The organism is Bacteroides faecium, from assembly GCF_012113595.1.
Classification (GTDB): domain Bacteria; phylum Bacteroidota; class Bacteroidia; order Bacteroidales; family Bacteroidaceae; genus Bacteroides; species Bacteroides faecium.
The window spans coordinates 5,986,082-6,006,187 of the sequence record NZ_CP050831.1 but is presented as its reverse complement, the minus strand read 5'-3'; the positions used below and the strand labels follow the sequence as shown (position 1 = coordinate 6,006,187).

General features: G+C 43.0%; 16 protein-coding genes. 11 read left to right on the top strand and 5 right to left on the bottom strand.

What is annotated here, in order from left to right:
* The first annotated feature begins 60 nt into the window (after positions 1–60).
* From BacF7301_RS22825 to BacF7301_RS22810, 4 genes are all read left to right on the top strand, one after another.
* A complete protein-coding gene (locus BacF7301_RS22825) occupies positions 61–1,587 on the top strand; it encodes a sulfatase (protein ID WP_167966451.1) in 1,527 nt (508 codons plus the stop codon).
* A gap of 51 nt (positions 1,588–1,638) precedes the next feature.
* Positions 1,639–4,296: a glycoside hydrolase family 2 protein gene (locus BacF7301_RS22820; protein WP_369805660.1), complete on the top strand. Its 2,658-nt coding sequence runs from the start codon at positions 1,639–1,641 to the stop codon at positions 4,294–4,296.
* Between the two features lie 18 nt (positions 4,297–4,314).
* Entirely contained in the window at positions 4,315–5,889 is a 1,575-nt protein-coding gene (locus BacF7301_RS22815) for an arylsulfatase (protein WP_167966447.1), read from the top strand.
* A gap of 67 nt (positions 5,890–5,956) precedes the next feature.
* Positions 5,957–6,598, top strand: coding sequence for an HD domain-containing protein (locus BacF7301_RS22810; protein WP_167966445.1), 642 nt, complete (start codon positions 5,957–5,959; stop codon positions 6,596–6,598).
* A gap of 44 nt (positions 6,599–6,642) precedes the next feature.
* Here BacF7301_RS22810 and rlmH read toward each other — a convergent pair whose 3' ends face one another.
* Complete coding sequence (gene rlmH / locus BacF7301_RS22805) at positions 6,643–7,116, bottom strand: 23S rRNA (pseudouridine(1915)-N(3))-methyltransferase RlmH (protein WP_167966443.1); 474 nt, start codon at positions 7,114–7,116, stop codon at positions 6,643–6,645.
* Between the two features lie 127 nt (positions 7,117–7,243).
* On the opposite strand from rlmH, the gene BacF7301_RS22800 reads away from it, so the two are divergent.
* From BacF7301_RS22800 to BacF7301_RS22770, 7 genes are all read left to right on the top strand, one after another.
* Positions 7,244–7,636 (top strand): DUF4783 domain-containing protein, encoded by a 393-nt coding sequence (locus tag BacF7301_RS22800; RefSeq protein ID WP_167966442.1) that lies wholly within the window; start codon positions 7,244–7,246, stop codon positions 7,634–7,636.
* On the top strand, positions 7,629–8,477 hold the full coding sequence (gene nadC / locus BacF7301_RS22795; RefSeq protein WP_167966441.1) for a carboxylating nicotinate-nucleotide diphosphorylase: 849 nt from the start codon (positions 7,629–7,631) through the stop codon (positions 8,475–8,477). Before BacF7301_RS22800 ends, nadC begins: the two co-directional genes overlap by 8 nt.
* Positions 8,478–8,743: 266 nt before the next feature.
* Positions 8,744–9,295: an RNA polymerase sigma factor gene (locus tag BacF7301_RS22790; protein WP_167966440.1), complete on the top strand. Its 552-nt coding sequence runs from the start codon at positions 8,744–8,746 to the stop codon at positions 9,293–9,295.
* A complete protein-coding gene (locus BacF7301_RS22785) occupies positions 9,279–10,325 on the top strand; it encodes a putative outer membrane beta-barrel protein (RefSeq protein WP_167966438.1) in 1,047 nt (348 codons plus the stop codon). The genes BacF7301_RS22790 and BacF7301_RS22785 overlap by 17 nt, the downstream gene beginning before the upstream one ends.
* A gap of 11 nt (positions 10,326–10,336) precedes the next feature.
* On the top strand, positions 10,337–10,861 hold the full coding sequence (locus BacF7301_RS22780) for a DUF4943 family protein (protein WP_167966436.1): 525 nt from the start codon (positions 10,337–10,339) through the stop codon (positions 10,859–10,861).
* 184 nt (positions 10,862–11,045) lie between these two features.
* Positions 11,046–11,774 carry a DUF4858 domain-containing protein gene (locus BacF7301_RS22775; RefSeq protein ID WP_167966434.1) on the top strand — a complete coding sequence of 243 codons (729 nt, stop codon included), beginning with the start codon at positions 11,046–11,048 and terminating at the stop codon, positions 11,772–11,774.
* 167 nt (positions 11,775–11,941) lie between these two features.
* Positions 11,942–12,886 carry an NAD(P)H-dependent flavin oxidoreductase gene (locus BacF7301_RS22770; protein WP_167966432.1) on the top strand — a complete coding sequence of 315 codons (945 nt, stop codon included), beginning with the start codon at positions 11,942–11,944 and terminating at the stop codon, positions 12,884–12,886.
* 154 nt (positions 12,887–13,040) lie between these two features.
* On the opposite strand, the gene ald is transcribed toward BacF7301_RS22770, so the two are convergent.
* The 4 genes from ald to BacF7301_RS22750 all read right to left on the bottom strand — a co-directional run bounded on the left by ald (position 13,041) and on the right by BacF7301_RS22750 (position 20,074).
* Positions 13,041–14,147, bottom strand: a complete 1,107-nt coding sequence (gene ald, locus BacF7301_RS22765; RefSeq protein WP_167966430.1) for an alanine dehydrogenase — start codon at positions 14,145–14,147, stop codon at positions 13,041–13,043.
* 126 nt (positions 14,148–14,273) lie between these two features.
* Positions 14,274–14,957, bottom strand: coding sequence for a WG repeat-containing protein (locus tag BacF7301_RS22760; RefSeq protein ID WP_167966428.1), 684 nt, complete (start codon positions 14,955–14,957; stop codon positions 14,274–14,276).
* Positions 14,958–15,387: 430 nt separating this feature from the next.
* Complete coding sequence (locus BacF7301_RS22755) at positions 15,388–16,722, bottom strand: RagB/SusD family nutrient uptake outer membrane protein (RefSeq protein ID WP_167966426.1); 1,335 nt, start codon at positions 16,720–16,722, stop codon at positions 15,388–15,390.
* A gap of 16 nt (positions 16,723–16,738) precedes the next feature.
* On the bottom strand, positions 16,739–20,074 hold the full coding sequence (locus tag BacF7301_RS22750; protein WP_167966424.1) for a SusC/RagA family TonB-linked outer membrane protein: 3,336 nt from the start codon (positions 20,072–20,074) through the stop codon (positions 16,739–16,741).
* Between the last annotated feature and the right edge of the window lie 32 nt (positions 20,075–20,106).

Sequence of the window (20,106 nt, the reverse complement as noted above, 5' to 3'; positions counted from 1 at the left end):
TAAATAAGAGAAACTGCATCTTGAGGATGAAGATGCAGTTTCTTTCAATAAGAGTGATCAATGAAAAAAATAACTTCATTATTATTCCTGTGTTTTGCAGGAAGCTTAGCTAATATACACGCCGGGAAGCGACCGAATATTTTATTGTTTTTGGTAGACGATATGGGCTGGCAGGATACTTCCGTACCCTTTTGGAATCAAAAAACGACTAATAATGAAACTTATGAGACTCCTAACATGGAGCGTCTTGCCCGCAAGGGGATGAAGTTCACGCAAGCATATGCCAACAGTATCAGTTCTCCCAGTCGTGTCAGTTTGTTTACGGGCATGAACAGTGCCTGCCATCGGGTCACTAACTGGACACTGGAACGTAATAGATCTACTGACGCACAGAATGAGAATCTCAATTACCCTCAATGGAATGTAAACGGATTCTGTCAACAAGATAAAGTAGAGCGTTGCACATATGCAACGTCATTAGCGCAGGTATTAAAAGACAATGGGTATTATACTATACATTGCGGTAAAGCGCATTTTGCCGCACGCACTACACCGGGGGAGAATCCTTTGAATATGGGATTTGATATAAATATTAATGGCGGTGCAGCCGGTGCGCCGGGTTCGTATCTGGGAGTGAATAATTTCGGGAATGCCTGTGACGGGCGTAGGACGAGTGTATTTGCCGTTCCCGGACTTGAAGAATATTATGGAAAAGATATTTTCCTGACAGAAGCGCTGACTTTGGAAGCGATAAAAGCGCTTGATAAAGTAAAACAGGAAGATAAACCGTTTTTCTTGTATATGTCACATTATGCCATTCATGGACCGATAGAAAAGGATATGAGGTTTTATGAAAAGTATAAGAAAAAAGGCTTGTCGGATACAGATGCTGGTTATGCGGCACTTCTTGAGGGGATGGACAAAAGTCTGGGTGACTTGATGGATTATCTGGAAAGTAATAAGTTGGCGGATAATACAATCATCCTTTTTATGTCGGATAATGGTGGCATGGCAATCGAATTTTACGGGTTAAACCCACTTTATATGCAGAACGCACCCCTCAGTAGTGGAAAAGGGGCGGCACATGAAGGCGGAATTCGCGAACCGATGATTGTGTACTGGCCGGAGGTTACTGCTCCTCGTTCGGAATGTGACAAATATCTGATTATTGAGGATTTCTATCCTACTATTCTTGAAATGGCTCAAATCAAACGCTATCATACCGTGCAGCATATAGACGGTGTCAGCTTTGTTCCTTTACTGAAAGGTACGGGTGATTCTTCAAAAAAACGTTCTCTTTATTGGAACTTCCCTAATGGATGGGGAAAGCCGGGACCGGGCTTCGGAGCCAGTTGTACGATTCGCAAGGGAGACTGGAAATTGATTTATTACTACGGCACGCAAAAGAAGGAACTGTTTAATATCGCGGAAGACATTTCGGAAAAACAGAATCTTGCGGAAGAATATCCGGATATATTAAGGAGATTATCTAAGGAATTAAGTGTATATTTACGGCAAAAGAAAGCCCAGCGTCCCTCGTTCAAAGATACGGGAGAGCCTGTTCCCTGGCCGGATGGGACTTTATAATTAATAAATTAACTTTAAATATTTATGAGACATACTCTTTTATCATGGCGGATGCTGGTGATTTGCCTTTTATCACTGTATTCGTTGACATCTTATGCCGGCTATCAGCCGGCATATTCCACGGCAGGTTTTTATTCGTTGCCCAATACCGGGCGTACTGTGTTCAGCATGAATCCTGCCTGGCGTTTTCATAAAGGAAAGGTAGAGGGAGCCGAACAAAAAAACTTCGATGACAAGGCCTGGAATGTCGTATCCTTGCCTCATGGGATAGAATATCTTCCTGTTGAGGCTAGCGGATGCATTAATTATCAGGGAGAGATATGGTATCGTAAACATTTTACGCCTCAGGATGATTGGAAGGACAAGCAACTGTTTCTTCATTTCGAGGCTATTATGGGGAAGTCGAAAGTATGGGTCAATGGTAAGTTGCTGAAAGAATATTTCGGAGGTTTTTTGCCGGTGGTTGTTGATGTTACTTCCGCTCTGAACTTTGGAGAGGATAATGTGATTACGGTATGGGCGGACAACAGTGATGATCCTGCTTATCCGCCCGGCAAGACACAGGAAACACTGGATTTTACTTATTGTGGCGGAATATATCGTGACTGCTGGATGATAGTTCATAACCGTGTATTCGTGACGGATCCCAATTATGAAGATGAAGTGGCGGGAGGCGGACTGTTTGTCTCTTATGATAAAGTCTCCCGGCAATCGACTTTAGTGAATCTGGATATACACATACGCAATACTTCGGGGAAGTTTTTCAATGGAAAAGTCAGTTATGAGCTTTTTGATCGTGATAACCGGCTGGTGCTTTCGACAGAGAAACGGTTGTCTGTGAGCAACGACAGGGCGGCAAAGGTATCTTCTCGTCTGAAAGTGGAAGCTCCCCGGCTTTGGTCGCCGGACAATCCTTATCTCTATCAGTTGCATGTGTACGTGAAGGATAAAGCCGGTAATGTCGTTGATGGATATCGTCGTCGTATTGGTATCCGCAGTATAGAATTCAAAGGAAAGGACGGCTTTTGGCTGAACGGTGAACCGTATCCTTATCCACTGATTGGTGCCAACCGACATCAGGATTATGCGGTGATAGGCAATGCTCTGCCTAATAGCCTGCATTGGCGTGATGCCAAGAAATTGCGTGATGCAGGGTTGCGCGTTATCCGTAACGCGCATTATCCTCAAGATCCTGCTTTTATGGATGCTTGCGACGAGTTGGGGCTCTTTGTTATTGTCAATACTCCGGGATGGCAATTCTGGAATGATGAACCGGTCTTTGCGCAGAGAGTATATAGCGATATTCGCAACATGATCCGCCGTGACCGTAATCATCCTTGTGTGTGGATGTGGGAGCCTATTCTGAATGAAACATGGTATCCGGCTGAGTTTGCCAGGAATGTGGTCGATATATTGAATAAGGAATATCCTTATCCATACTGTTATGCGGGCTGTGATGTCACGGCACGCGGGCATGAGTTCTTCCCTATCCATTTCACTCATCCGGCGGAAGGGGGCGGGGGAGCCTTTAATACCGAAACGCTGAATCCTGACATCAGTTATTTCACCCGGGAGTGGGGAGATAATGTAGACGACTGGTATGCGCATAATTCTCCTAGTCGTGTGAATCGTGCATGGGGGGAAGTGCCGATGCTTGTGCAGGCTCAGGGATATGCTAAGCCCGATTATAAACTTACGAGCTATGATGTGTTGTATAGAACAACGAGACAGCATATGGGTGGTTGCCTCTGGCATTCTTTCGATCATCAGAGAGGGTATCATCCCGACCCGTTTTATGGGGGGATTATGGATGCGTTCCGGCAGCCTAAACTGTCTTACTATATGTTTTGTTCGCAACGTCCTGTGGAAGTAAATGAGGAATTGATCGCAGATAGCGGTCCTATGGTGTATATTGCTAATGCGATGACTCCTTTTTCTCCGAAAGACGTTACGGTATATAGTAATTGTGAAGAAGTACGCCTTACTTTTTGTAAAGACGGCAAGCAATACAGCTATCGTAAACCAGCTATTGAATCAGGAATACCTTCGCCGGTTATCACATTTAAAGAGGTCTTTGATTTTATGTATGACAAACAATTGTCGCGCGGAGGGAAACAGGCTGATTCATACCTTTTGGCAGAAGGCCTGGCAGGTGGAAAGGTGGTAGCTACTCACAAAGTGATGCCTACTCGCCGCCCGTCGAAATTATTACTTTGGGCAGATGATGAGAAGGTGAACTTAAAAGCGGACGGATCGGATATTATGACTGTGATAGCTGCCATTGCAGACGATAACGGAAACATCAAACGATTAAACAATTATGAAGTGAAGTTTGAAATAGAAGGTCTCGGACAACTCGTAGCCAATGACGAAACTTTCACTAATCCTGAACCGGTTCGTTGGGGGACTGCGCCTGTATTGGTAAGAGCTTCTACTGTTCCGGGCGAGATTAAGGTGCGTGCATCGGTCGTATGGCAAGGCAAACATACTCCGGTTTCAGCCGAACTGGTTATTCAGACTTATCAGGCGGAACATATTTTGTTGGCGGATAAAGAAGAACTGGAACAATTGGAATCAGTCGCCAGGCAGAAAGGCATGAGTGTGATTTTGAATTCCAAAGAACAGACTGACGGTAACCGGAAGCAGCAACAGGAAGCAAGCCGGCTGAAACTGAAAGAAGTTGAAAAACAACAAAGTGATTTTGAATAATAATATAGACTAATCAATATGCAAAGGGTAATATATACTTCCTTATTATTGGGAGTAACGGGCTTTTCTTGTGTGAAGGCCCAGAATAGTGTGTCTCCGAATATTATTTTGATTTTATGTGACGATATGGGATTCTCCGATATAGGCTGTTACGGAGGTGAAATTCATACACCCAATATTGACCGTTTGGCAGAAAATGGTATCCGTTTCAGCCAGTTTAAAAATACGGGGAGAAGTTGTCCCAGCCGTGCCGCTTTGTTGACCGGACATTACCAACATGATGTAGGGATGGGCTGGATGACAGCCGTGGATGAACACCGTCCGGGATACAGGGGGGAGATAACCGGGAAGATCCCCACTATTGCCGAAGTTATGAAAGCTAATGGCTATTCTACTTACATGAGTGGAAAGTGGCATCTTACGTTGGATGACGCTTTCGACGCTCCTAACGGGAGTTATCCCGCGCAGCGCGGCTTTGATAAGTATTACGGTTGTTTGAGTGGGGGAGGGAGTTACTATACTCCGACTCCGGTCTATCATAATCTGACAAGAATAAAAGAGTTTCCTGACGATTATTATTACACGACAGCCATAACTGATTCGGCGGTAAGTTTTATCAGGCAGCATCCTGTTGATAAACCTATGTTTATGTATGTAGCCCATTATGCTCCGCATTTACCTTTGCAAGCTCCTGCCGGGCGTGTGGAAAAATGCAGGGAGCGCTATAAGGTAGGTTATGATGTATTGCGGAAACAGCGTTTTGCCCGTTTAAAAGAAATGGGATTTATACCGGAGGGAATGGAACTGCCTGTTTATCAGAAAGAATTTGAAGGCAAACGTCCTGCTTGGGAAACACTTACAACGAAACAGCAGGAGCAATGGATTACTGATATGGCAACTTATGCGGCGATGGTTGAAATAGTGGACGATGGCATTGGTCAACTGGTTGAGACTGTAGAGCAAAAAGGGATGCTGGATAATACCGTATTTATATTTTTGAGTGATAACGGTGCTACCAGAGAAGGCGGATATTTAGGTCAGTTAATGGCTGATTTAAGTAACACTCCTTATAGAGACTATAAAAGCCGTTGTCTTCAGGGTGGGACCAGCACGCCTTTCATCCTGACTTATGGCAATGTTGCTAAAAATAAAAGTAAGGGGGAAATATGCCGGCAACCTGCACATATTATTGATGTATTGCCTACCTGTATGGATCTTGCTTCGGCTCGCTATCCTAAATCTTTTGAAGAAGACTTGCCGGGAATGACTTTGCTTCCTGCCATAGGCGGTGGAAAAATAAAAAAACGGGAACTGTTCTTTGAACACGAGGCTTCATGTGCCATTATCTCTGAGCATTGGAAGCTAGTGCGTGCCGGAAGGAATGACGCATGGGAACTGATAGATTTATCGGCTGACCCTTTTGAAACGAAAGATTTGTCCGGTCAATATCCTAAACTTGCCAGAAAACTGGAAACCCGTTGGAATAAGTGGGCGGAAAAGTATAATGTTTTTCCACTGGAAGACAAGTCGTGGACAGTGAGGATTAAGTACTACCGGGATTTATATTCGGGGAAGAGTGAAAAAACTGAATAGTTTCTTTATTATAATACCTATATTTGTACCATAATAAATTGAATAGTCCAAATATATAATATTGAATATGGTTCATAATATCCCCGTTGAGTTGCAAGATTATGTCTGCGAAAAGATTATTCCGCAATATGCTGGCTTTGACAAGGCACATCAGATAGACCATGTGGAAAAAGTGATTGAAGAAAGTCTGAAACTGGCGGTGTATTATGAGGTCGATTATTCGATGGTTTACATCATTGCTGCTTATCATGACCTGGGACTATGTGAGGGACGTGAGTTTCATCATATAGTCTCCGGCAGGATATTGCTGGCGGATGAAACCTTGCGGCACTGGTTTACGGATGAGCAACTGTTGCAGATGAAAGAAGCGATAGAAGATCATCGGGCTTCCAATAAACAGGCTCCGAGAAGCATCTATGGAAAAATAGTTGCCGAAGCCGATCGTATCATTGACCCTGAAATAACTTTGCGCCGTACCGTTCAATATGGATTGTCTCATTATCCGGAAATGGATAAAGAACAGCAATATGTCCGCTTTCGGAAACATCTTAATGATAAGTATGCGGAAGGCGGGTATCTGAAATTATGGATATCTCAATCAGAGAATGCCGGACGTTTGGCGGAACTTCGCCGATTGATTATGAATAAAGAAGAACTCCAACGGGTATTTGATAAACTTTACATAAATGAAAAGAATGGATATGTGTAGTGCTCCATTCTTTTTCCGGTTTTTTCCGGTTGGTTCGTGAAATATTATTCGTGATGATACGGTCCCCCGTTCAATATCGTCATCGCCCGATAAATCTGCTCCACGAATATCAACCGGATCATCTGATGCGAGAAAGTCATTTTTGACATTGAAATCTTTTCATGGGATGTCTGATACACTTTCTCTGAGAAACCATAAGGCCCCCCGATAATAAAAACCAGTCGTTTGTTGACAGTGTTCATTTTCCGCTTCATGTAGTCGGCAAACTCAAGGGAACGCATCTCTTTTCCGTGTTCGTCGAGCAGCACGATTACATCCCCCGGTTGGAGGGCTTTCAATATCAGTTCACCTTCCTTTTCTTTCTGAACTTCCATCGAAAGACTTTTCGTGTTTTTCAGTTCGGGAATCACTTCCATATCAAAAGTGATATAGCGTTTGGTGCGCTGTATATAGTCGTTGATAGCTGTGATATAGTGTTGTTCTACGGTTCGTCCTACGACGAGCAGGGTTGTTTTCATGCCTCTATAATTCTGATTAATGCACAAAAATAGGCATTTTTTATGTTATTCTGCAATTAATGCTTACCTTTGCCTATCATTAGTTGAAAGTTTAAGCCTTTAAACTTCAACTTAAAAGCTTGTAATTATGAAAAAACGAGTGCTCGTAGGAATGGCCGCTTTGCTTCTTTCCCTCTCGTTGCTAATGGCACAAGAGATACCGGCAGGGGTGATTACGGCATTTAAAAGAGGAAGTTCGCAAGAACTGAGTAAGTATATGGGGGACAAGGTAAACCTGGTGCTCCAAGGTCGCTCGACAAACGTTGACAAGCAGAAAGCAACGGCTATGATGCAGGATTTCTTTACGGAGAATAAAGTCAGCGGATTTAACGTGAACCATCAGGGAAAACGGGACGAGTCAAGTTTCGTTATCGGTACGTTGGCTACTACGCAGGGAAGTTTCCGTGTGAATTGCTTCTTGAAGAAAGTACAGGATAAATGTTTAATACACCAAATAAGAATTGACAAAATCAATGAATAAGGAAAAAGAACTGATCGACAAACTGATCGATCTTGCTTTTGCAGAAGATATAGGTGATGGCGACCATACCACCCTTTCATGTATCCCGGCTACGGCAATGGGAAAATCAAAATTGCTTATCAAAGAAGCCGGCGTGCTGGCAGGTATCGAAGTGGCTAAGGAAATCTTCAACCGTTTCGACCCGACTATGAAAGTCGAAGTATTTATTAACGACGGAATGGAAGTGAAGCCAGGCGATGTAGCGATGGTAGTGGAAGGAAAAGTACAGTCATTGCTCCAAACCGAGCGCCTGATGCTGAACGTGATGCAACGTATGAGCGGCATCGCGACAATGACCCGCAAATACGCAAAGAAGCTGGAAGGTACAAATACCCGCGTACTGGATACTCGCAAGACTACTCCGGGTATGCGCATCCTCGAAAAGATGGCTGTGAAAATCGGTGGCGGCGTAAACCATCGTATCGGTCTGTTCGATATGATTCTCTTGAAAGACAATCACGTTGACTTTGCCGGAGGTATTGATAAAGCTATCACCCGTGCTAAAGATTATTGCAAAGAAAAAGGTAAAGACCTGAAGATAGAAATAGAAGTCCGCAGCTTCGACGAACTGCAACAAGTTCTCGACCTCGGTGGAGTAGACCGTATCATGTTTGATAACTTCACTCCCGAAATGACGAAAAAAGCAGTAGAGATGGTGGGCGGTAAATACGAAACCGAATCTTCGGGTGGTATCACCTTTGATACTCTTCGTGACTATGCCGAATGTGGTGTAGACTTTATCTCCGTAGGTGCTCTGACTCATTCAGTGAAAGGACTGGATATGAGTTTCAAGGCATGTTAATGGAAAGGAGAAGATTGGCATGACGTTTTTTTAGACGCGGATAGCGCGGATGACACGGATTTGAGACTTTAGTAAAAAGAATCCGCGTTATCCGCGTTATTTGCATTTAAATATTGTTTCCTATCTTCCATGTTTTTTGCAAATGCTTCAGAAAAACTTCCCTATTTATATTCTTTAACATTTTCTGTTGCAGCATTCCCCAAACTCTTGCGTCTAATAGATAAAACGACGCAGACATACGTTCGGTTTTAAAAAAGGTAATTGACTTGGAAAACGAGATAGAACTGGTAAAGGGCTGTCGGGCAGGAAAGGATTCAGCCCGAAAGGAACTTTACACCCTCTATTCCAAACAGATGCTGGCGGTATGTTTCCGCTATACGGGCGATATGGATGCGGCGCACGATGTACTGCATGACGGTTTCATCAAGATTTTTACCAACTTCTCCTTCCGGGGCGAATCGTCGCTCTGCACATGGATAACCCGGGTGATGGTCACTCAATCGCTCGATTATCTGAGACGGGAGAAACGAGTCAGTCAGTTGGTAGTGCATGAAGAGCAACTTCCCGATATACCCGATATATCGGATTCGGGAGGAGGGGCTGGAATCTCCGAGGAGCGGTTGATGGCTTTTATTGCCGAATTGCCGGATGGTTGCCGAACCGTTTTCAACCTTTATGTGTTTGAAGAAAAGTCACACAAGGAGATAGCTCAGATGCTCCATATCAAAGAGCATTCGTCTACTTCGCAGTTGCATCGCGCCAAGTATTTGTTAGCAAAAAGAATTAAAGAGTATAGGAACAATGAAGAAAGAAAATGATGAAATAACCGATCTGTTTCGCACACGTCTCGCTGATGCGGGGATGAGTGTCCGGGATGGCTTTTGGGAAGAGCTCTCGCAGGATATTCCTGTGGCTTGCCAACATCGCCGTCGGATCCTGCTCTTCCGTGTGGCGGCTGCGGCATCTGTGTTGCTCGTCCTGGCGGCTTCATCGGCTACTTTCCTGTATTTCTCTCCCAAGGAAGAGATGGAAGAAGCTTTTACGAAGATAGCCGTGACGAATGGCGGGCAGATGGACGGAGACGGGATACGTGTCAATCAATTGCCGTTGCCGGTGGAACCTGTTTTACCGAAACCGGCTCCTAAGTCTTTTGGTATGTTGTCACAATGTATAGAAGAGGAGGATTCGCTTTCTATTACCTTCTCCATGTCGTTCTCTTTTTCGTCAACTACTGCGGGAAGTGGCAATCGTTACGGTAATCAAGGTTATAATGGTTATTGGCAGGCTGCAAATGGAAATACGGAATCATCTGCCGTGCAGGAAGAAACTGCAAGTCCGGCTGTTACTCCCGAAAAAGTTGTGAAGAGAGATCGCTGGGCGATAAAAGCGCAGTTAGGCACGGCACTTCCGGCAGATGGCGGTACGTATAAGATGCCAATTTCTGCAGGTGTGACAGTAGAACGGAAACTGAATGATTATCTGGGAATAGAAACCGGATTGCTTTATTCAAATCTCCGTTCGGCAGGACAACATTTGCACTATTTGGGTATCCCTGTCCGGGTAAACGTGACGCTGATAGATACAAAGAAAGTTGACCTTTACGCTACTGTAGGCGGGATAGCGGATAAATGCATCGCCGGCGCGCCGGACAATAGCTTCAAGGAAGAACCTATCCAACTGGCAGTGACTGCCGGCATTGGAATCAATTATAAGATTAACGACCGACTTGCGCTTTTTGTCGAACCCGGTATTTCGCACCATTTCAGCACGGATTCGAAACTGGCTACGGTACGCACGAAACGGCCGACTAATTTTAATTTACTTTGCGGACTTCGCATGACGTATTAATCCTTATGAAAATGAAAAAAACACTTGTAATGCTGTGGATGGCACTTTGCCTGATTGTATCTTTCAGTGGATGCAGCAGCGAAGAAATGGATTATAACAACCCTGATGTTGCTCTTTTTGTGAAGCAATTGAAGTCGGGCACGTATAAGATGAAGAATGATAAAGGAGTGGTGGAAGTTCCTCATTTCATGGAAGAGGACATTCCCGAACTTTTGAAATATGCAGAAGATCTGACAATTATCCCCTCTTTTCCGTCGGTTTATAATACGAACAACGGTAAGATTCGTTTGGGTGAATGTATGCTTTGGGTGATTGAGTATATCCGTCAGGGCATACCGCCGTCAATGGGTTGCAAAATGGTATTGGCGAATGCTGAAAATTATGAAGCAATCTATTTTCTGACCGACGAGGAAGTGATCGATGCAGCCGCTTGCTATCGTAGTTGGTGGGAAGAACGGCAATATCCGAAGACACGGTGGACGATTGATCCGTGTTATGACGAACCGCTTTGCGGATCGGGCTATCGTTGGTGGTGACACTAAAAAGGAGTTGCGTTCGGAATAAAAAATAGAGAACATTCATGTGGGAACGTTTGTTTGTATCAGTAGTCTTTTTACTGCTGACAGGGGCTTGCTACGCTCAATGGACTGCTGAAAATCGGGTTGAGGCAGGTATGTATGAAGCGTTTGAAAGGTATTAGGTAATGAAAGTATAAAGAGGATGAATAGATTGATGAAACGTTTTTTGGCAACTATGGCATTGTGTTTTGTAACTTTACTTGCGTATTCGCAAGTCTGGACGGCGCAAGACTCATTGCATCTGAAGAAGTTGCTGGATAGTGACCAGGAGTTGCACTTAAATATGGATGCTGTAAAGTCGATTGATTTCGGTAGTGCGGTAGGAACTCCCCGGATGTCGGAGGAGAAGAATTGGATGCTGCCTGACGAATCGCTACCCGAAGCATTACCTAAACCGAAAGTGGTGTTGAGCCTGATGCCGTATAAGGCAAATACCCGTTTTAATTGGGATCCTGTCTATCAGAAAAAGATAAGGGTGGATAAGAATACCTGGCGGGGAGATCCTTTCTACGAACTACGGCATCAGAGATCATACTCCAATTGGGCGCGTAATCCGATGGCAAAGGGAATGCGTAAGTCTTTGGATGAGATACAGGCGAGCGGAGTACGTTTCCGCCAGTTGAGTGAGCGTGCCAATGGGATGTTTGTAAATTCGGTAGTGATGGACAGTCCTATTCCTTTATTTGGAGGGAGTGGGGTGTATATCAATGGCGGAACCATCGGAGGGCTTGACTTGATGGCTGTCTTTACAAAAGATTTTTGGAATAAGAAGGGAAGGGATAATCGTGCCCGCACGTTGGAAGTCTTACGGACTTACGGAGACTCGACGACTGTATTGATAAATAAACCAATCGAACAGATTGCCCGGTAAGGGCGTTATATATATGTACTAATGTTGCGATACGACAATATACTTGACCGGAGAGTGTTTGTAATTGAATAATTTATATATTTGTATATTGTTGTATTAGCGCATTAGTAAATAACCCGGTTTCTTATGGGGGATGAGATTATTAGCGCATTGATAAATTGTTAATTATGAATAGAATAACTTCTCTTCTAGGAATACAGTATCCTATAATTCAAGGTGGAATGGTATGGTGTAGCGGTTGGCGGCTGGCTTCCGCAGTGAGCAATGCGGGTGGCTTAGGTCTGATTGGTGCAGGTTCTATGCATCCCGAAACTTTACGCGAGCATATTCGTAAATGCCGTGCAGCTACGGAGCTTCCTTTTGGCGTGAATATCCCTTTGATGTATCCTCAAATAGAAGAAATAATGAATATTGTGGTGGAAGAAGGAGTGAAGATTGTTTTTACTTCTGCCGGAAATCCGAAAACATGGACAGGATGGCTGAAAGAACGTGGAATAAAAGTTGTTCATGTAGTTTCTTCCTCTCGTTTTGCAGTGAAATGTGAGGAAGCGGGAGTGGATGCTGTGGTGGCTGAAGGTTTTGAAGCCGGCGGGCATAATGGTCGTGAGGAAACAACAACTTTCTGCCTGATTCCTGCTGTGCGTGAGGCTACGACCTTGCCTTTGATAGCTGCTGGCGGTATTGGTACGGGAGAAGGGATATTGGCTGCTATGGTATTGGGGGCTGAGGGAGTGCAGATAGGTACTCGTTTCGCCTTGACCGAAGAGAGCTCTGCAAGTCCGGTGTTTAAGGATTATTGCCTGAGTCTTGGCGAGGGGGACACTAAGTTATTATTAAAGAAACTGGCTCCGACACGTTTGGTAAAGAATGATTTCCGATATGCAGTGGAAAAGGCGGAAGATAGTGGTGCTTCTTCCGAAGAATTACGAACCCTGCTGGGAAGAGGGCGAGCAAAGAAAGGGATGTTTGAAGGTGACTTAGAGGAAGGTGAGCTGGAAATAGGACAGGTTTCGGCAATAATATCCCGTCGGCAGTCGGTGGTAGAGGTAATGAGCGAATTGGTTGAATCTTATCGGCAAGCGGTAGAGAAGAAATATTTCTTTGAAAGATAAATGATAATTTAGGGGCGTAGCGCCCCAGCAAAGTTTCCATGCGGGATGTTGCCATTTTAGGCACGGATTACGCGGATTACGCTGTTGCTTTATGCAATCATATTTCTAAAAACCGTGAAATCCGTGTTATCCGTGCCTAAAAAAATCCCATTTATTATAGGCTGACAGGTTCGTATTTCAAGCCAAACACATCGGCTATGGCTTTATAAACGATTTTTCCTTCTATAATATTCAATCCGAGTGCCAGTGCCGGATCGTCTTTGCAAGCTTTTTTCCAGCCCTTGTTTGCTAGAGCGATAACATAGGGCAGGGTAGCGTTGGTAAGAGCCAAAGTGGAAGTATAGGGGACAGCTCCCGGGATATTGGCTACCGCATAGTGAACGATACCGTCTACGACATAAGTCGGCGCACTGTGAGTTGTTGGGTGAGATGTCTCAAAACAGCCCCCCTGGTCTATTGCTACGTCTACCAATACTGTACCGGGTTGCATCATTGAAAGCATTTCTTTTGTAATCAGATGTGGTGCTTTATCGCCGGGTATCAGTACGGACCCGATAACCAAGTCGACGTCCGGTAATTCTTTTCTTATTCTTAATTCGGATGCGTACAGCGTTTTTACATTCTTAGGCAGTGTCTCGCTCAAATAACGCAGACGAGCCAGGTTTATATCTGCAATTGTTACGTCTGCTCCCATCCCGGCAGCCATTTGCGCAGCATTGCTACCTACGATTCCGCCACCTAAAATCAAGACCTTGGCAGGTTTCACTCCCGGAACACCGCCTAAAAGAATTCCTTTTCCCCCTTGTGGCTTTTCCAGAAAACGGGCGCCTTCTTGGATGGACATTCGTCCGGCTACTTCGCTCATGGGTATTAACAGGGGTAATGAGTGGTCGGCTTTCTCTACAGTTTCGTAGGCCAGGCATATTGATTTATTGGCAAGCATGGCAAGTGTCAGATCTCTGTCGGAAGCAAAGTGGAAGTAGGTAAATAATACCTGTTCTTTTCTGATGAGCTTATATTCGGGAGCTATCGGTTCCTTTACTTTTACGATCATCTCGGCAATGGCATAAATATCTTCTATCGTTGGCAGAATTTGTGCACCGACAGCTTGATACGCTTCATCCGGGAAACCGCTGTTGATTCCTGCTGTATGCTGGATATATACTTGATGCCCTTGCTTCACCACTTCGGCTACTCCGGAAGGCGTCATCCCTACGCGGTTCTCATTGTTCTTGATTTCTTTGGGTATTCCGATGACCATAATGTTACATATTAAGGGTTTAACATGGTCGAATGTACGAATAATCCCCTTACGTTGTTATTCGTAAGGGGATGTTTTAGAACAGAATGTCGTTTGTTGAGATGAATAAATGCGTAGAGTGGTTGTTTATAGACATTCACTGCCCTGTTTGTTGATTTTCATGCTTTTTCCATAGAGACCCACTCGAGCTATATTGCTATAAAAGGGTTCTGCAATATCATATTTAAAAGGAAGTATTTCCTTGTTGTTCTTGTCTATATATCCCCATTTGGACGACTGGCTTTCGATGCAGACGGCAGCCAGTCCTTCTGAGAAAGGACAGCCGTTGTCATATTCCAAAGGAATAACGATTTTGCCTTTCATGTTAATAAAGCCCACCTTGTTATGTAGTGAGACGAGGGCTAGTCCTTCTGTAAACTGCTCCATCTGGTTGTATGTCGGAGGCAGAATGTAGTTTCCTTGTCTGTCAATCAATCCCCATAGTCCATTGTTACATACTCGTGCACATTCTTCTTCGAATGAGTGGGCTGCCGAGAATTTTAGAGGTATCTGTATTTGTCCCGTGCAATCAATATATCCATATTGTGAGTTAAGTACTACCATCGCCAATCCTCCCTTAAAGGAAAAAGCCCGTTCGTACTTTAGGGGAATGACAATGTCATATCCTTTGTTGATGTATCCCCACTGGATTTTTCCTTTGGCGGGAGCTAACCCTTCCGCAAAACGACCGATTGCCGAGAAACGTTTTTTTTTATTAGCTACCCCATAAGCTAAAAAAGACGCAAAGAGCTTTGTAATAGTGTTGCTCATACTTATTGATTGTTTGTGGCGGTAAGCGTCCCTGATACCGTGTATATACAGAAGAAGCGTGGACGTCGTTAGTTCATCCTATTCAAGGCTCTGGTAAGCCCAACGGCGAATGAACAACAGAGTCCACGCCCTTGTATAACAAAGACGTGAACGCTTAGTTGTCATTATCTCACCGTTGATGAATTTACCAGATTCTGAATAGAGATAATATTCTAAACGCTTCTACGTTATTTATCGTAATAAGTCGCTACAAAGATATTATTTTCCTGGCATATGACAATGCGTTTTGGGGATAAAGATTTTAGAACAAACGGGAAGTGTAGAGTAAAATGTCGGGTTAGTGGTGGGGGGGAATAAAAAAAACTCCTTTTACAAATGAGGCTGCAAGAGGAGTTTTATCAGATTATAATTGGGAAGGATAAATAAACTTTTAGTTTAATAATCCAGGATTTGCATCGATTGCCGCTTGTGGAATCCGTAATGTGTAGCGTGAATCATTTTCCTCTAATATGTAGGTTTGTCCATCTATAACTTTTTGGATTCTAGGGCGAGTTGTGCGACGTAAATCAAACCAACGGTGTCCCTCAAAAGCTAGTTCGCGCGCCCGTTCTTCCAAAATCTCTGTGATTAGCGCATCTTTTTCCATCTTATTCACAGCATTTGCTTTTTCTTCATATCCTTCGGGCGTATAACGGTTCTTCATAAGTTGTAGTAAGCGGATACGAGCTTCTTTTATCTTATTCAGATGAGCGGCTGCTTCTGCTGCATTAAGATACAGTTCTGCTGTACGGAAGGTGCAGTTTTCTTTGCTTTTTAAAGAAGGATAATTTCCATCTGTATTTGCTGTACTATAATATTTGGCTGGACGTAGATCATGATTTGCTGCATATTTTTGCATGAATGAGGCGGCCAGCAGAGCTTGGTCAGCAAAAACACTGTAGTATATAACTTCGTATGCTGTAATTGTTTCTACCGATTCATAGTTATTAGGAAGTTTGGAGTCTACGTTATTAAAATCTTCCAAATCCGATTTTTTTGCTAATGTCAGTTCCGCGGCTGCATAGGCTTTTTCCCATTCTCCCATATATAGTCTGACACGGGATTCCATAGCATCTACAGATAATGAGGAGAAACGGTATGAATACTTCTCTTTCCATGATTCTTGATTGATAAGTTTACGGGCTGACTCGATATCTGCCAGGATTGCCGTATAGATTTCTTTGACGGTATTACGTGATGGGGTTCCTTCCAGATCAAGATCCCATTTTAATGGAATAGATTTAGACTCAGGGCCTCCCTCTTTGGTATAGGGCTGACCGTAAAAATTTACAAGTATAAAATGTGTATATCCTCTTAGTAGGTAGGCTTCTCCTACAAGTTGGTTTATTTCCTCCTGACTTCCTTCTGTTATTTGATTCTGTTTGTCAATGATTGCATTGGCATAGTATATGACAGAGTAGAAAGATTCCCATTGAAATTCCCTAGTGGTGCTACTAGGTGTAATATCATTCCATTTTTCAATGTCAGAGTAGGCATTTTGTGCGGTACTACTTGTTGAGACTATTGACATATCACTACGAAAGTCAATAACGCCTTTGTCAATTATTTTGGCACCTTTGTTATAAGCAGTAGTTAGCAATGCACGATATTCGGACAATGTATTGGGTATTACTTTGCCTACGGGCTGGATATCCAAATAGCTGTCACAGGAACTCAATAAGATGCTTCCTATCAATATGGTGGCGATGTATATTTTTCTCATCATATGCATATTTTCTTCTTTAAAAGTTGAGACTAAGATTGAATGTCACGGATTTGGGAATCGGAGTAGAATAAAGATTACCCATAGATTCGGGATCCATATAGTTCTTATAGCTGCTACCGAATACAAACAAGTTGCGGGCTTCCAGTCCGACGGTAGCCCCTCCGATATTTACTTTGTGCAACCATTCGGATGGGATGTGGTATGCAAGGCGTATATTTTGCAGACGTACATAGCTCAATTTCTTGACCCAGATATCAAGTGAATTATAAAGGTATCTTTTATCAGAGAATGCCCGATAGTCTGCCGGATTACGATTGGGAGTGGCTAATGCCGGAAATTTTCCATCTTTATTCTCTTCTGTCCATCTGTCTAAAATATCTCTGTTTAAATTGCGTGCGGGGTCGATGTCCATGTGGTAGCTTGGAGTTGTCTTAACGTGAGCTCCAAAGTTGTATGAGAAGTTCAGATTTAATTCCCAGTTCCGGTAATTGAAGGTGTTCATGAATCCTCCCGTGTAAGGCGCGTCGGATGTACCGATATAGCTATACAATTCTCTTTCTTGATCGGCTGCCGATATACCATAATCATAGTATCCATCTCCTGTTGGGGTCATTTGTAAGAGTTCTTCTATTGTGACTCTTTTCCCTTCTTTATTTTCAAGAAGTATTTGTCCGGTTTCAGGCTTGATACCTTTTGTTTTCAGAGCAAATATAGCTCCTACAGGATATCCTTCGAGACTGGGAGTTGCTTGTGTTTTGTTTGTCATCACTCTCAATACCTTATTTTGATTGTAAGCAAAGTTGAAAGAAGTGTACCATGAGAAATCTTTGGTTGTAATGTTGCGTGTTTGTAGGTTTACTTCAATTCCTTTGTTTTCCATACTTGCCCAGTTGACAGTCATATTTGTGAATCCGTTTTCTAATGGTAACATCTTGGAACCAATAAGGTCAGTACCCTTTCTGTAATAATAATCTACGCTCAGATTGATGCTTTGATTGAATACTGAAAAATCGATTCCTGCATTATAAGAAGCTGTTTTCTCCCAACGCAGTTTGCTGTTCGGGGCGTTGTCAATAGTGATATTTTCTTCATCCCCCTCTGGTATAATATCAACGTATCCATAGCTTCCTACAAGGAATGGAGAAGTCGTTTTATCGATATTTCCTTGTAAACCATATGACAGGCGGAATGCTAGGTTGTCAATCCATTTTAATTGGCTGATAAAAGGTTCATTGGAAAGACGCCACATGCCACTGACTGAATAGATGGGCAGGAAACGATATTTTTTATCTACGCCGAACAGGTCGGAACCATCCATACGGACGCTGCCTCCCAGTGTATAGCGGCTTTTTAAAGTATATGAACCATTGGCGAAGAAAGAGGCGAATGCGTTCTCTGTATAACTTTTACTTTTAAGCTTCCAGTCGTTAAGATCTTGCTTTCTAAGGTTCAAGTTTTTGAACGTTAGTGTTTTCGGATCGTATCCATATCCGGTGGAGGATGCATTTTCATACCAGTTTTTACGGATTTCCGATCCGGCCATTATTTGTATGTCATGGACATCTTTAAATGTGTTTTTATATTCTCCTTGAATTTTCCATGTTATCTGGGATGTTGTAGAATTTGTTGTTTTAAGCATTCCACCTTCCGGGATGATATACTTCGTAATCTCCGACTCTTCATAAGTGTGTTTTTCACGTTGATTACGTATGTTGAAGCTATTCATTCCTGCAAATTCTTCTTGAGAAAGCTGTTCCCATTGTACACCAATTTGTGAGGTAAGTTTCCATTGGTCATTGAAACGCAGTTCTGCATCGAAAATCGAATTTATGGCAGTATTGATGGACTCCTTACTGGTATTGGCACGTTCTTCATAAATATTGAAGCCTTGATTAAGGTTGGAGACGGAACCAGCCACGACTTCATAATCGTATATATAGTTATTGTTTTGATCGAACGGCTCGAAGTAAGGATTGGCAATACGTGAGTAATATACGGGGTTGGTAAGGCCTTGCGAGTCAGTCATAAATGTTTGGTTCTTACGCCTGTTAGCAAAGACCGATATTCCCACTTTAAGTAGTCTGTTTATTTGATATGAAGTCTTGGAAGTCAAATTGAACCGGCTGAAGCTTACTCCCGGCACATTACCGTTTTCTTTAGTATATCCAAGTGAGTTGTAGTAAGTAACTTTTTCGCTACCACCAGAAATACTTAAATTATACTCTTGTGTAAAAGCATCTCTGAATAATATGTCATTCCAGTCGGTATTAATGCTTTTTAACCGAGTGATGGCATTTTGTGCTTCAGGGGACAATCCGTCCCAGCCTTTTTCTCTAAATGTATTTAGCAGGTCATATTTTTTCAAAATAGTGGCTACACCTCCTTTTTCTTCATAAACAGAGGTAGGTATGAAGCCGAATAATAGATATGTTGGTTCACTCATTAACTGGAGTTCCAAGTTAACTTTTTCTTCTGCATTCAATAGGTTGAGACGGGAAGTATCCAAATTTGGGGTGTAAGTAAGCTTGGTATTGAAGTTGACAACAGGCTTTCCTGTCCGTCCTCTTTTGGTGGTCACTACAATGACTCCATTTGCAGCACGCGCACCATAAATAGCGGTGGCTGCTGCATCTTTTAAAATAGTGATACTTTCAATGTCATTAGGACTTAATCCGGCAATAGACGATTGTCCGATGTTCACAATATCATTATCAGATTTAGTATCGTCTAATTTGGGAATATCTGTTCCTTCCAAAGGCATTCCATCCAATACCCACAACGGATCTTGTGTTCCATTTAATGAAGCAGTACCACGAATACGAATTTTAGCCGGAGCTCCCGGAGCACCGGACGTATTTGTAACTGCCACACCCGCAATTTGTCCTGTCAATGCCTGGTCGATACTTTTGGTAGCACCTACCATCGCATCTGATAATTCAACTTTTGAGATGGCAGCAGTCAGTTTTCTACGTTCCAATGTCTGATATCCCGTTACGACTACGTCTGCCAAAGCATGTGCTGAAGGTTGAAGTACTATGCGATAACTCTTCTTTTCTCCTTGTAATACGATTGCTTGTTCTTCAAAACCAATATAACTGCAATGAATACGCGTTACTTTTTCCGGAACAGAAATAGAGAATTTACCATCAATATCGGTGATAGTACCTAGGGAAGTCTGTGATGCTCCGGCTTTCTTCAAATCGTCTGCATGGACATAAACGGAAGCACCAATCAGAGGTTCATTATCTTCACCGGAGATTACTACTCCGGTAATAGTGCGGTTGGCAGCACTGGCGGAAGCCAGTGCATTAACAAATAAGCATATAATAATGCACAAAAATTTGATTCTCATTAATTGTAAGATAGTTTAATTAATAGGTTTGT